10 protein-coding genes are annotated in these 13,130 nt (G+C 62.1%); 4 read left to right on the forward strand and 6 right to left on the reverse strand.

What is annotated here, in order from left to right; all coding sequences use genetic code 11:
• Positions 1–128: 128 nt before the first annotated feature.
• Positions 129–2,408: a cysteine synthase gene (locus OO730_RS13880; RefSeq protein WP_264982073.1), complete on the forward strand. Its 2,280-nt coding sequence runs from the start codon at positions 129–131 to the stop codon at positions 2,406–2,408.
• 1,072 nt (positions 2,409–3,480) lie between these two features.
• Here OO730_RS13880 and OO730_RS13885 read toward each other — a convergent pair.
• Together OO730_RS13885 and msrB are read right to left on the reverse strand one after the other, a co-directional pair.
• Positions 3,481–4,248, reverse strand: a complete 768-nt coding sequence (locus OO730_RS13885) for a substrate-binding periplasmic protein (protein ID WP_264982074.1) — start codon at positions 4,246–4,248, stop codon at positions 3,481–3,483.
• A 160-nt stretch (positions 4,249–4,408) separates the two neighbouring features.
• Positions 4,409–5,527 carry a peptide-methionine (R)-S-oxide reductase MsrB gene (gene msrB / locus OO730_RS13890; protein ID WP_407681897.1) on the reverse strand — a complete coding sequence of 373 codons (1,119 nt, stop codon included), beginning with the start codon at positions 5,525–5,527 and terminating at the stop codon, positions 4,409–4,411.
• A 241-nt stretch (positions 5,528–5,768) separates the two neighbouring features.
• Here msrB and OO730_RS13895 point away from each other — a divergent pair, with 241 nt between their 5' ends.
• Complete coding sequence (locus tag OO730_RS13895; protein WP_264982075.1) at positions 5,769–6,317, forward strand: hypothetical protein; 549 nt, start codon at positions 5,769–5,771, stop codon at positions 6,315–6,317.
• A gap of 50 nt (positions 6,318–6,367) precedes the next feature.
• Here the strand turns inward: OO730_RS13895 and OO730_RS13900 are convergent, their stop codons facing one another.
• Genes OO730_RS13900 through OO730_RS13915 form a run of 4 tightly spaced genes read right to left on the reverse strand, consistent with a single transcriptional unit; the run spans position 6,368 to position 11,082 of the window.
• Complete coding sequence (locus OO730_RS13900; RefSeq protein WP_264982076.1) at positions 6,368–7,948, reverse strand: sigma-54-dependent Fis family transcriptional regulator; 1,581 nt, start codon at positions 7,946–7,948, stop codon at positions 6,368–6,370.
• Positions 7,949–7,959: 11 nt separating this feature from the next.
• The gene (locus OO730_RS13905; protein WP_264982078.1) at positions 7,960–8,556 is read right to left on the reverse strand and encodes an indolepyruvate oxidoreductase subunit beta; all 597 of its coding nucleotides are present in this window, start codon (positions 8,554–8,556) and stop codon (positions 7,960–7,962) included.
• 3 nt (positions 8,557–8,559) lie between these two features.
• A complete protein-coding gene (gene iorA, locus OO730_RS13910; RefSeq protein ID WP_264982079.1) occupies positions 8,560–10,395 on the reverse strand; it encodes an indolepyruvate ferredoxin oxidoreductase subunit alpha in 1,836 nt (611 codons plus the stop codon).
• Positions 10,396–10,428: 33 nt separating this feature from the next.
• Complete coding sequence (locus OO730_RS13915) at positions 10,429–11,082, reverse strand: YfgM family protein (RefSeq protein ID WP_264982080.1); 654 nt, start codon at positions 11,080–11,082, stop codon at positions 10,429–10,431.
• A gap of 223 nt (positions 11,083–11,305) precedes the next feature.
• On the opposite strand from OO730_RS13915, the gene OO730_RS13920 reads away from it, so the two are divergent.
• Both OO730_RS13920 and OO730_RS13925 read left to right on the forward strand, forming a co-directional pair.
• On the forward strand, positions 11,306–12,673 hold the full coding sequence (locus tag OO730_RS13920) for a glutamate-5-semialdehyde dehydrogenase (protein ID WP_264984169.1): 1,368 nt from the start codon (positions 11,306–11,308) through the stop codon (positions 12,671–12,673).
• Between the two features lie 95 nt (positions 12,674–12,768).
• Complete coding sequence (locus tag OO730_RS13925) at positions 12,769–13,110, forward strand: carboxypeptidase-like regulatory domain-containing protein (protein WP_264982081.1); 342 nt, start codon at positions 12,769–12,771, stop codon at positions 13,108–13,110.
• Positions 13,111–13,130 lie beyond the last annotated feature (20 nt).

Here is a 13,130-nt window from a genome sequence, read left to right on the forward strand (position 1 = left end):
CGGTGCTCAAAAAATGGACGGTCCTGGGCGTGATTTGCACGTTTGATGCCAGTTGCGCCCGTTTCGATATTCCCTTACGGTGCGTCCAACAACCGCAATACCAACCCGCATGATTTCAAGGCCGTAGGATGAACAAGGATCTGCTCGCGCTCATAGGCAACACGCCGTTGGTGGAGATTCGCCACCTCAACCCCAATCCGAACGTCAAGGTTTTGGCCAAGATCGAGTGCCGGAATCCCGGCGGCTCCATCAAGGACCGGGTGGCCGCCGCCATGATCGCGGCTGCCGAGAAGTCCGGCGAACTGACCAAGGACAAGATCATCATCGAGGCCACCTCCGGCAACACCGGCGTGGGGCTGGCCATGGTGGCCGCCATCAAGGGCTACAGGATCAAGCTGCTCATGCCGGAGACGGCCTCCGAGGAGCGCAAGATGATCATGGCCGCCTACGGGGCGGAGCTGGAGCTGACGCCCGGGCACCTGGCCACTGACGGGGCCATCGAGCAGGCCTACCGCTACGCCCGCGAGGAGCCGGACAAGTACGTGCTCATGGACCAGTACAACAACCCGGCCTCCGTCGACGCCCACTACAACGGCACGGGCCGGGAAATCTGGGAACAGACGAACGGCACGGTCACCCACTGCGTCATGACCCTGGGTACCTCGGGCACGGCCATGGGCATCGCCAAGCGGCTGCATGAAGAGGGCGACGTGTACGTGGCTGCCGTGGAGCCCTACGCGGGCCACAAGATTCAGGGTCTCAAGAACATGCTCGAATCCTATCCGCCGGGCATCTACGACAAGACCGCGCTCGACGAAATCCTGCATGTGGACGACGAGACCGCATTCGACAACTGCCGCAGGCTGGCGCGCGAGGAGGGCATCTTCGCGGGCATGAGCTCCGGCGCGGCCCTGGGCGGGGCCCTGCAACTGGCCGAACGGCTGGACAAGGGCGTGGTGGTCTGCATCTTCCCCGATTCCGGCGAGCGGTATCTCTCCACCCACCTCTACCGGCAGCAGTCCGGCGGCGGGGTGACGATTTTCGACATGGCCTCGGGAACCGAGAAGGCGCTGAACACCGGCTCCGGCCTGGGCGTGTACACCATGGGCCCGAGCCTGGACAACCCGGACGGGCTGGACGCCTGGCGGCGCGTGGTGCTGCTGGACGTGTTCACCCGCCACATGATCGCGCGCGGCACGGCCGTGGACGCGGCGGTGGGGTTGACCGACATGGACGACCGCACCCTGACCGCGGCCCGCGAGGGCGACGTGTCCCGCGACGGCCTGGCCGCCGAGGGTCGCGAAGTCATCGAGGAACGCGCCCGGTCCATGGGCGTGGACGAGTCCCTGAATTTCCCCCTGTCTTCCGCCAGCAACGAGACCTGTGTGGCCCTGTGCACCCGGCTCATGGGCAAGGGGCTGGCCTACGAGAAGCTCCGCAGCGTGTATTTCGACGTGTTCCGCGACAAGCGGTACGGCGAGATCGGCACGGTGGACATGGACAAGGTGTCCGGCGGCCGCACGGTGGATCTGAACGCCTACGTCAAGGACAACCCGCTCGATTTCACGCTCCTGAAACGGGCCACGCTGCTCGACCTGAAGCGCGGCGAGGTCCTGGAAACCGAGTGGGGCAACGTGCGCCCGAGCTGGTTTTTGCAGCACGCGGCCATGGCCCTGGACGAGCTGCCGCGCATCGACGTGATGATCGGCTCGGACAAGCACCGCTTCCCGCACCTGGAAAACCTGCGCGCCATCTGGAGTACGGCGGGCCGCGAACTCCAGGCCTGGATGGTCTGCCAGCAGGCAACGGACAGCGAGGGCGAGAAACTTTCCGCCGTGGCCGAAAAACTCGGCGGCTTCCGCGCGGCCCGGCTCTGGCTTCTTTCGGTGGCCACCCGCAAGCCCCTGTGCGCCTCGAGCGACACCCTGAACATGTGGGGTCGCAACTGGCGCAAAATCCAGGAATGCGCGGTCACCCTGACCCTGGCCCTGGACGGACGCGGCGACACCGTTCCCCCGGACGCGGAACAGGCTGTCTTCGACCTCAAGGCCGGTTTCAAGGCCGCCATGGACGACACCCTGTCCCTGCACCACTTCTGGCCGACCCTGTTCAAGTTCGTGAAACAGGTCAACGGCTGGGCCAAGGCCAACACCCTGACCGGCCCGACGGCCAAGGCCTGCCTGGACGAACTCACGGCCATGGACGCCATCCTGGGCATCCTCGACCCCGCCCAGATGCCGGTCCCCCTCTCCGACCTCCCCGACCAAGTCCAGGGCATGGTCGCCGACCGCCAAAAGGCCCGCGAGGCCAAAGACTTCGCCATGTCCGACGAGTTAAGGGACAAGATAGCCGAGGCAGGATTCAGGGTCGAAGACACCGGCGGCGTGCCGAGGGTGTTTAAGGCGTAGATTTTTACTTGAGATACGGAAAGAAGAAGGCCGCCCGAAAGGGCGGCCTCTTTTCGTGGACAACGCCTTTATATTTGCATATCTATATACGTCCAAGGATGGAGGGCGTATGTTTGATTATATTGGGCGGCTTCTTAGTGGCTTAGATGAGATATGCTCTACGCATATAACCCCATTAATTTTCGAGGGAGTGAAGGCGTATAGTGACGCACTCATTAAAGCTGTATTTAAGCGGATGCTTATTAAATTCATTTTTGCGGTAGTCGCTATAGGGTCATTGGTTTTATTGTACAAATTTGAAGATTATCCAGTTCGAATATTAGCGATAGTGTTTTCGGCGGTGTACTTAATCTTTTTGGCCGATACATTGCGACAAGTAGCAAGGAATTCAGGTACATTTTGTCGGTTGCTAAAATATCACAGGTATTTCATAGCTAATGAGCTTTTTAGGATAAAGCCTTGGTGGCTTACAGCGATACAGTATATTTTATTCCTTCGAGGTTCGTTGCCATCAGATGAGCAAATTTCGAGTGTGATTATTAGTCATATAAAATATAGACTATGTTTATTGATTGGTTTTTTTGTATTGTACGTAGTAACGTATAGATTTCTTGTCTCGCTTTTAATCCCGCTATGGGGGTATAAAATTGCATTTTATGAGCAACCTTGGGTAGCCGTTATTACTGTATTTAGTATTCTTTAATATCTGATAAGAGGACGTATTGTTAGCCCTAACTACACGCGGCTTAGAAGCTGACGAATCACCGGAGCGTCTCCGCCCGAAACCCGGCGGGAGCGGAGCGACCAACTGTTTCTGGAGCGCAGGGGATTCGATCAGATTCTTGCCCCGGGAGCGCGGGGCGGCCGCGCTGGAAAGCCGCATTTTTTTGGTTCTTTTTTGGGGCGGCTCAGCCAAAAAAGAACCCCGCCGGGAGGGCAACAAAAAGACTTGGAGGAGCGTCAGCGACGGCTTTTCCCTCTTCTCCAATTGTATTCAAAAAGCGGGGAGCCTCCCATCAGGAAGGCTCCCCGCTTTATTCCATCAATCCCGGCGGCGCAGCCGCCATCACCCTCAGTTCCCTTTGCCCAGATACTTCTCCCGGATAGCCTGGTGTTCATCGGTCTGCTTGAACGCCTTGAGCTCGTCGGAGAACCGCTGCACGAACGCTTCCCCCGTCACCTGGCGGTTGAACACGATATACAGCCCGTCCCGCTTGATCTCGATGCCGTTGACCGGGCGGATGGCCGTGTCGCCAAGGTCCCGGACCAGGGTCAGGCCGTTGCCGAACTCGGCTACGGTGGCGTCCAGGCGGCCCTCGCTGAGCTTCCTGAAGTTGATGTCGTCGTTGTAGACTTTCTCCACCGTACAATTGGCCGTGATGAAGTTCCAGAATTCGGGCGTGTAGCTGTAGCCGAGCACAACCCCGACGGTCTTGCCCTTGAGGTCGTCCAGGGTCAGGATGGAACTGCCCGCCTTGGTCCAGATCACCCAGGAGGACTCGAAGATCGGCTCCTCCGGGTAGCGCAGGTATATTTCACGCGCCGGCGTGTGGTTGGCGGAAATAAGCGCGTCCGCCTCGGCGTACCGGATGGCGTCCAGGGCCCGCTTCCAGGGGAAGGCCCGGAGCTCGACGTGAACGATGTCCATGCGCCGGTACACGGCTTCGACAATTTCCACCGCCATGCCGGTGACGCCGTCTTCGGTTTTGAACTGATAGGGAGGCCAGATGTCGCATACCAGCGAAACACCGCGGTCCGCCATGACCGGCGGGCCGGAGAGCGCGATCGCCGTGAGCAGGGCGACCGTGAATCGCAGTATGCGCGTCCGGATATTTTTCATGGCGTATTGTCCCTCTAGCAATGATACCACCTGCAGTCATTTATTGTAAAGCTCCCCAGGATTTGGCATTCGCGGTCATAGTGCCGCATGAGAAGCGAAGAAGGGGAGCCTTTCACACGTGGAAAGGCCCCCCTCCAATGGGTCAGTCGCCTGCAAGCGGCTATTCGAAGAAGTGCAGGAAATCGCCATATCCCTCTGCCGCCATGTCTTCCCTGGGCACGAAGCGCAGTGCGGCTGAGTTCATGCAGTACCGCAGCCCCGTGGGTTCCGGCCCGTCGTTGAAGACGTGCCCCAGGTGGGAGTCCGCGTTCCTGCTGCGGATTTCCGTGCGGGTGGTGAAGAGGCTCCGGTCTTCCTTTTCCACGATGTTTTCCGGGACCATCGGGCGGGTGAAGCTCGGCCAGCCCGTGCCGGACTTGTACTTGTCCGTGCTGGAGAACAGCGGCTCGCCGCTGACGATGTCCACGTAGATGCCGGGCCGCTTGTTGTCCCAGTACTCGTTGTCGAACGGCGGCTCGGTGCCTTCATGCTGGGTGACCTTGTACTGGAGCGGCGTGAGCCTGGACTTGAGCGTCGCGTCGTCGGGCTTCACGAAGGTTGATCCGTCCGAGGCCGGGCCGGGCGTCGCCGCAGCGGGTGCCTTGGCCTCGTCGCCCCAATGCTCGTCCACGAACCGGTCGCGGCCCGAGAAGAAGCGGTAGGTCTTGTAGCGCACGGGATTGTGCTTGTAGTAATCCTGGTGATACCCCTCGGCATTGTAAAAGGTCGTAAAGGGGATGACGGGCGTGACGACGGGGACGGAGAACCGGCCCGATTCGCCCAGTGCCCTCTTCGAGGCCTCGGCGACTTCGCGCTGGGCCTCGGAGTGGTAGAATATGGCGGAGGTGTACTGGAAGCCCCGGTCGCCGAAGGACCCGCCCTCGTCGGTGGGGTCGAAGTGCTTCCAGTAGTGATCCAGCACCCGGGCATAGCTCACCACCGTGGGGTCGAAGAAGACCTGAACGGCCTCCCTGTGGCCCGTTGTGCCGCTGGAAACCTGCTGGTAGGTAGGGTCGGCTTCCTCGCCGCCCGCGTAGCCGGACACGGCCTTGATCACGCCGGGCAGCTTCTCCATGTCGGATTCCACGCACCAGAAGCAGCCTCCTGCGATAGTGGCGATTTCAACATTTTTATCGTCGGTCATGGCATCCCCCTCGGGTGCGGAGAATAGGACGAAAGTCAACGCCAGCAGGGCTGTCAGCGTTGCCAGCGCCAGGGGCAGGGCATACTTGCGGGTCATGGCGATCACCTCTGTATATGAAAATAGGTATCATTATTATCATGACTGAAAATAGACATCATCAACCCGGATGTCAATGGAGGGTCAACCGGCCGTTTGGTATTATATTTACAAAAAAAGGGTGGATTTTTGATAAATAATCATGCACAAGCCTCCCTTCCGGCAGTGCGGCCAGAAAAAAAACCTGCTACCATGCCGGAACTCCAAGCAGATAAAGACCATATTCATACAAGGAGAGACCATGTCCAACCAGAGCTACACCCTGTTCAGCGGCGGTGCCCAGGGCGCCGAGAACCAGTTCGGCAAGCTGGCCGAATACCACGGCATCAATGAAGTGAACTACACCTTTGAAGGCCACAAGATCGAGCGCACGCGCGGTGTCCGCGTCCTGACCGACGAGGAACTGAAGCAGAAGGACGTCAGCCTGACCTACGTGTCCAAGCTGCTCAACCGCAAGTTCACCAACGCCGAAAAGATGCGCAAGGTCCTGCAGACGATCATGTGGCAGGTGGAATCCAGCCACCAGGTCTTCGTGGTCGGCACCATCCTGGACGACGGCACCGTCAAGGGCGGCACTGGTTGGGGTGCCGAGTTCGCCAAGATCTGCAACAAGGAGCTCTACGTCTTCGGCCAGGTCAAGAACGGCTGGTTCAAGTGGGAGCAGGGCGAGTGGGTTTCCGTTGAAGCCCCGGTCATCACCGACAATCATTTCACCGGCACCGGCACCCGCTTCCTTGAAGACAACGGCAAAAAAGCCCTGGAAGAGCTGTTTGCCCGTTCCTTCAAATAATCCCCGATACGAATCCAACAAAAAAGGCGGCCTGTTCAGGCCGCCTTTTTTTATTCAACGAGTTTCTTTTTTGATCTCGCTCTGGACTGCGAGAACTTCTTCACGTCAATGTTGTATTTCTTCACCTTGTAGTTGACGATCCGGTAGGAGACGCGGAGGTCCCGGGCGGATTGCAGCATGTTGCCGCCGGACTTCTTGAGGGAGTCCACCAGCAGCTCCTGCTCGAACTTGGCCACGGCCTCGCCGAAGGACAGGGAGGTGCCGGTTGCCGAGCTCTCGGCGGACTGCAGGGTGGGCGGCAGGTGGTAGGTGCGGATGACCTGCTCCTCGCAGAGCAGGACCGCGCGCTCCATGCAGTTCTTGAGTTCGCGCACGTTGCCGGGCCAGTGGTACATGGTCAGCAGCTCGATGGCGGGCGTGGAGATGCGCTTGACCTCCTTGCCGTACTCGTCTGTGAAATCCGCCAGGAAGTGCTCTGCCAGGGGCAGGATGTCCTCGCGCCGCTCCTTGAGGGGCGGGATGAAGATCGGGAAGACGTTGATGCGATAGTACAGGTCCTCGCGGAAACGGCCCTTTTCCAGCAGTTCCTCAAGGGGCTGGTGGGTGGCGCAGATAAGGCGCACGTCCACGGTGATCGTCTGTTCGGAGCCGACGCGCTGGATTTCCTTTTCCTGGATGGCCCGCAGCACCTTGGCCTGGGCGTCCATGGAGAGCTCGCCGATTTCGTCCAGGAACAGGGTGCCCTGGTCGGCCACTTCGAACAGGCCGCGTTTGGTCTGGAATGCGCCGGTGAACGCGCCCTTCTGGTGGCCGAACAACTCGGACTCGATGAGTTCCGAGGGCAGGGCCGCGCAGTTGAGCTTGATCAGCGGTTTGTCCGCGCGCGGGCTGGAGGAGTGGATGGCCTCGGCCAGCAGCTCCTTGCCGGTGCCGGATTCGCCGCGCAACAGCGCAGTGGCCCGGCTGGGCGCGACCTGGTTGGCCTGCCTGAGGACAAGGCGCATGGCCTTGCTCGCGGCCACGAAGTCCTTGGGCGTGGGAGCCTCCGCGCCGCCTGCCATGAGCCCCTGGGTGAGCAGGTGGTTCTGGGTGGCCATCTCCTCCTGGAGCTGGGCCACGTGGCCGGCGATGATGCCCGCCACCACCTCCAGGAACTGGCGGTGGGCGTCCATGTCGTCCGCCGGGATGAGCGGCACGTCAACGGACAGCGCGCCGATGACCTCGGTGTCGTCCGAGCGCAGGTTCTTGACCGGCACGCAGATGAAGCCGAGTTTCTTCAGCTCATCCGCGCTCCGGCCGAACGCCTTGTTCAGGAACTCGGGGTCGTCGGACATGCGCGGCACGGTGATGGACTGGCCGGAGTCGAACACCCGCCCGATGATGCCCCGGCCCGGAGAGTAGGTCACGTCCTCGGCCTGGGCCGGGGAGTAGGTCAGGGACAGCTTCAGGTTTTCGGTCTTGGGGTCCATGATGACCATGAACGCCCGGACGTATTCCATGTCGCGGGCCAGGGTCTTCAGGAGCAGATTGAGGGATTCCTCAAGCGGGGTGTCCCGTTTCAGGGTCTCCTGGATGGTCTTCAGCGTGGTTAGGTAGCTGAGATCGGAGGTGTCCTGGGTAGTTGTTGCCATTTGATCGTGTTCTAGGCGTTCAGTGCGGCGACGCCCAGCTCCAATGCTTTGAGGTTAACGGCCTGGATCTTTTCGGGGAGATTGGCCTTGATGGCGGCTTCCAGGGCCTCGGGGCCGAAGGGCAGGTCGCCTGCGGCGCAGACCGCGCCGAGCATGGCCACGTTGCCGGACTGCACCGCGCCCGCTTCCAGGCCGATGGTCTGGTTGGCCATGTAGTAGGCCTTGTCCGTGCAGGCGGAGACCGCCTTCTTGATATCGTCGATGGCCGGGCATTCCTGCTTGCCCATGGCCACGGCCAGGGGCGGCATGAATTCGATGGAGGAGACCACCAGGCCGCCCTGCTTCAGGTAGGGCAGGGCGCGCATGGTTTCCATGGGCTCGAACCCGATCAGGATGTCGGCCTCGCCCAGCCCGATCTTGGGGGACTTGCAGCCGATGAGCACCGTGGATTCGACCACGCCGCCGCGCTGGGCCATGCCGTGAATCTCGCCGGAGGTCACGGGCAGCCCCTGGGCGAGCACGGTCTGGGCCAGCAGGGTGGTGGCGGTCAGGGTTCCCTGGCCGCCCACGCCGGTCATGAATATGCGGACTTTCTTGACGTCACTCATGGGTTAGCTCCCCCTCTTCTTGGCTTTGATGTGTCCGCAGACCTGCAGGCAGAGCATGCAGCCGTTGCACAGGATCGGATTGACCGCGGCCTTGCCGCCTTCCTTGAACATGGCCGGGCAGGCCAGCTTGTCCAGGCAGTCGAACCGGCCGGCGCAGGAGTCGGCAACATAGGCCACCTGCGGGGCGACCTTCTTGTAGACCCGGCGGGAGTAGAGCGGGCAGGGCTCCTTGGCGATGAGCACGCGCACGCCCTTGAGCGCCTTGAGTTCCTCGAAGGCGGCCAGGGTCTTCTTCTGGTTGAACGGGTTGACCGTGCGCACCTCGGTGACGCCCAGGCCGCGAACCGAGGCCTCGATGTCCAGGGGGTGGTCGTTTTCGCCGATGACGGTCTTGTCGACGCCGGGGTTCGGCTGATGACCGGTCATGGCCGTGGTCCGGTTGTCCAGGATGACCAGCAGCACGTCGTGGGAGTTGAAGACCGCGTTGGCCACGCCGGTCAGGCCGGAGTGGAAGTAGGTGGAGTCGCCGATGAAGGCGACGACCGTCTGGCCGGACGCCTGGGCCACGCCGCCGCCCGCCGAGATGGAGGACCCCATGCAGATGAGGAAGTCCGCAGTCTGGAGCGGGGGCAGGATGCCCAGCGTGTAGCAGCCGATGTCGGAGGAGTAGACGGCGTCGTCGCCGAAGACCTTCCGGGCCGCGAAATAGGTGCCGCGATGGGGGCAGCCCGCGCACAGGTTCGGCGGACGCATGGGCAGCTCGGGCAGCGGGCAGTCGCAGGCCGCGACCGGGGCCTCGCCGAGTTGTTCCCGGATGGCGTTTTCCACCAGGGTCACGGTGAATTCGCCGTGGCGCGGGAGCACGTCCTTGCCGAGGATTTCGATGTCGAGCTTGTTCTTCTGGGCCAGGACGCGGAGATCGTTCTCCAGCACCGGCTCCAGTTCCTCCACCACCAGCACCTTGTCCACGGACTTGATGAAGTCGAGACATTTCTTTTCGGGCAGGGGGTAGGAGAAGCCGAGTTCGAACAGGGTCACCTTGTCGGCCAGCCCGGCGTTGTCCAGGGCGTCGGCCACGTAGGCGCGGGATATGCCGGAGCAGGCGATGCCCAGCTTTCCGCTGCCGGTGACGGTGTTGTATTCGGAGTTCTCGGCCTCTTCGCGCAGGGCTTCCATGCGCTCCATCAGGGCGAGGTGCATGGGCCGGGCGAATGCCGGGATGGGGACGTACTTGGACGGGTTGCGCTTGAAGCCTTCAACCTTGCCGGGATCGGGGGCCGGGCCGAACTCCACCGGGCCGCGCAGGTGGTTGACGCGGGTGGTGGTGCGAAGCAGCAGGGGCTGGCCGTGCTTGCGGGACAGCTTGAGGCCGTCGCGGGCCATGTCCTTGGCCTCCTGGGCCGTGGACGGCTCGAACACCGGCATGCCCGCAGACCGGGCGTAGATGCGGTTGTCCTGCTCGTTCTGGCTGGAATGGCAGCCCGGGTCGTCGGCGGACAGCAGCACCAGGCCGCCGGGAGCGCCCACGTAGCACAGGGTGAACAGCGGGTCCGCAGCCACGTTGACGCCCACGTGCTTCATGGTACACAGGGTCGCGGCTCCGGCCAGGGTCGCACCGGCGGCCACTTCAAGGGCCACCTTCTCGTTCACGGAATATTCAAAGTAATATTTGCCCCCGGGGGACAGCTTGTACAGGGTGTCCGGCACTTCCGAGGAAGGGGTTCCGGGGTAGCAGGTGGCCACCTGCAGCCCGCCCTCCAGGGCGCCGCGCACGATGGCCTCGTTGCCCAGGAGCAGGTGGGTGTCGCCACCCTTTTCATTCAACAGGGGATTCGCCATGTTCTCTCTCCATCTATGATAAGGATAGGTGGTTTACTCAGCTTCCAGCTGCGAAATCTTGTAGTCCACGAACGGCTTGTCGCTGACGTTCTTTTCGGCCAGTTTCTTGTATGCGGCCAGCGCCTCGCCCTTTTCTCCGGCGGCCTCGGCGGCCACGGCGATCTGGCGGGTGAGCGGGATTTCGTAGCCCTCGGAGGCCTCGGCGGCCAGTCCCTTCAGGGCTGCCAGGGATTCGGCGGCCTTGCCCGCGAGGAGCATCGCCTTGGCCTGGCCCAGCCGGGCGGCGAGCCGTGTGTCGCCGTCGGCTTTGTCGGCAACCTGGCCCCAGTACTCGGCGGCCTTGGCGAATTCGCCGTCGTCCATGCTGGCTTCGGCCAGGGCCAGGATCACGGCGGGCTTGACGGCGCCGTGGGCGTCGTTGACCAGCTGTTCGAGTTGAGCGACCTTGTCCGCGCCCCTGGCCTGGGCCAGGATGGCGCCCAGGTCGGCCTGGGAGGACGTTATGGCCCGCTTGGTATAGGCGGACGCGCCCGCGTACACTGCGGCCACGGCCACGATGACGCTGACGGTGATGATGAGCTGCTTGCGATAGGTAAAGGCGGCTTCGAGAATGGGGTGCAGGGTTGCGGGCGTGTGAGCCTCTATGTCGGTCAACACGTCCTGCTGCGGGGTTTTGGATTCAGCCATCGGTTTTTCATGCCTCCATGACAGTGAATTTCGTGGTGAGAGGGCCGGGAACCAAGGCCCGGCAACGCAGAGGGCTTGATAAGCAAAATTGTAAAAAAGGTCAAAGCCTATTTTGTCGGAGAAGGCGAAAATCGGACAATATACGTGGATTCGTCAGTGGTTTTTTGCGGCGAATGACAAAAAATGTAAAATGAATGATATGACGTCGTCTAAAGTGTAGCCCCTGGTTGGTCGCGGGTTTGACTTAACGCCCTGCGGGAGGTTAGCAGAATGTTCCCGACGGTATGCAAAATTTTCTTCGGCGCAAAAGCGCCGCAGTCAAGGAGTGGATATGGATATTCGTGAACAGATGGTGGAGATGGGCAAACGGGCCAAAGCGGCCGCCCGCAGGTTGTCCAGCGCATCGGGAAGGGCCAAGCAGGACGCGCTGCTCATCCTGGCGGACATGCTGGAATCCGAGTCCGAGGCCATCGCCAGGGCCAACAGGCTGGATCTCGACGCGGCTGCCGGGCGCGGCCTGGACAAGGCGCGCGTGCAGCGGCTGACCATAAGCGGGAAGGTCCTCAAATCCATGATTCAGGGGTGCCGAGAGGTGGCGGCCATGGCCGACCCCGTGGGCGAGATCGAGTCCATGACCAAGCGGCCCAACGGCATGCTGGTCGGCCGCATGCGCGTGCCGCTCGGCGTGGTGGCCATGATCTACGAGTCCCGTCCCAACGCCACGGTGGACGCGGGCATCCTCTGTCTCAAGGCGGGCAACGCGGTCATCCTGCGCGGCGGCTCCGAGGCCTTCCACTCCAACAGATGCCTGGCCGACCTCATGCACAAGGCGCTCAGGCGGGCAGGGTTGCCCGAGGACGCCGTCCAGGTGCCGCCCACCACGGACCGCGAGGCCGTGGCCGAGATGCTCAAGCTGGAAGAGTACATCGACGTGGTCATCCCGCGCGGCGGCGAGGGGCTGATCCGGGCCGTGACCGGCCAGGCCACCATGCCCGTGCTCAAGCACTACAAGGGCGTGTGCCAGATTTTTGCCGACGCCTCCTGCGACGTGGCCAGGGCGGTGGACATCATCGAGAACGCCAAGATGCAGTATCCCAGCGGCTGCAACGCCATGGAGTGCCTGCTCGTCCATGAGGACGTGGCCGGGGCCCTGCTGCCCAAAGTGGCTGCGGCCATCGGCCCCAAGGGCGTCAGGTTCAAGGCCTGCGCCGCGTCCCTGCCCCTTCTCGGCGAGTATGCCGAGCCCGCTGCGGACGAGGACTGGGGGTACGAGTTCCTGGACCTGGTCATGGCCGTCAAGGTCGTGGCCGACATGGACGAGGCCATGGACTACATCGCCGAATACGGTTCCAACCACACCGAGTCCATCCTGAGCGAGGACTACGCCAACTGCATGCGCTTCATCCGCGAGGTGGACGCCTCCCTGGTGGTGGCCAACGCCACCACGAGGTTCAACGACGGCGGCCAGCTCGGCCTGGGCGCGGAGATCGGCATTTCCACCTCCAAGCTCCACGCCTACGGTCCCATGGGCATCAAGGAGTTGACCTCCGCCAAGTTCGTCCTCCTCGGAGACGGGCAGATACGGGAGTAGCTTCCGACAGATAAGGAATGCACGGGCCGCCTTTTTCGGGCGGCCCTTTTGCGAGCGGGCCCGAATTGGGGTAGAAGAAGCCGGGAGAGTAAACCATGCTGAAGAAAACCGTCCTCATACTCCTTGTCGTCTGCCTGTCCGTGCCCGTGTTTGCGGGCGGCGGGCGCGTCCACGGCGTGGTGCTCAATTCCGCAGGCTGTCCCGTTGCCGGGGCCAGGGTCGAAATCCAGCGCGAGATATCCGGCTACGAGCTGACGGCCTTCACCACGGACAGGGGCGAGTTCGCCTTCAACGACGTGCCCGCAGGCATCTTCGGGGTCCGGGTGACGTTCAGGGGGATGCTCCTGGGCGAGGATCGGGTCGAGCTGCTCATGCCCGTGAACCGGCGGGTGGACTTCACCGTGGACGAGGAGCTGGTCAGGTCCGTTGACCCATAGCCCTTGCGCCGGGCGGGCAA

It is taken from the genome of Pseudodesulfovibrio portus, assembly GCF_026000375.1.
Lineage (GTDB): Bacteria > Desulfobacterota > Desulfovibrionia > Desulfovibrionales > Desulfovibrionaceae > Pseudodesulfovibrio > Pseudodesulfovibrio portus.

Bases quoted from the DNA above. Each gene is read 5' to 3' on its own strand.
- OO730_RS13880 (WP_264982073.1), top strand. From the start codon at position 129: ATGAACAAGGATCTGCTCGCGCTCATAGGCAACACGCCGTTGGTGGAG.
- OO730_RS13885 (WP_264982074.1), bottom strand. From the start codon at position 4,248: ATGAAAAATATCCGGACGCGCATACTGCGATTCACGGTCGCCCTGCTC.
- msrB (WP_407681897.1), bottom strand. From the start codon at position 5,527: ATGACCCGCAAGTATGCCCTGCCCCTGGCGCTGGCAACGCTGACAGCC.
- OO730_RS13895 (WP_264982075.1), top strand. From the start codon at position 5,769: ATGTCCAACCAGAGCTACACCCTGTTCAGCGGCGGTGCCCAGGGCGCC.
- OO730_RS13900 (WP_264982076.1), bottom strand. From the start codon at position 7,948: ATGGCAACAACTACCCAGGACACCTCCGATCTCAGCTACCTAACCACG.
- OO730_RS13905 (WP_264982078.1), bottom strand. From the start codon at position 8,556: ATGAGTGACGTCAAGAAAGTCCGCATATTCATGACCGGCGTGGGCGGC.
- iorA (WP_264982079.1), bottom strand. From the start codon at position 10,395: ATGGCGAATCCCCTGTTGAATGAAAAGGGTGGCGACACCCACCTGCTC.
- OO730_RS13915 (WP_264982080.1), bottom strand. From the start codon at position 11,082: ATGGCTGAATCCAAAACCCCGCAGCAGGACGTGTTGACCGACATAGAG.
- OO730_RS13925 (WP_264982081.1), top strand. From the start codon at position 12,769: ATGCTGAAGAAAACCGTCCTCATACTCCTTGTCGTCTGCCTGTCCGTG.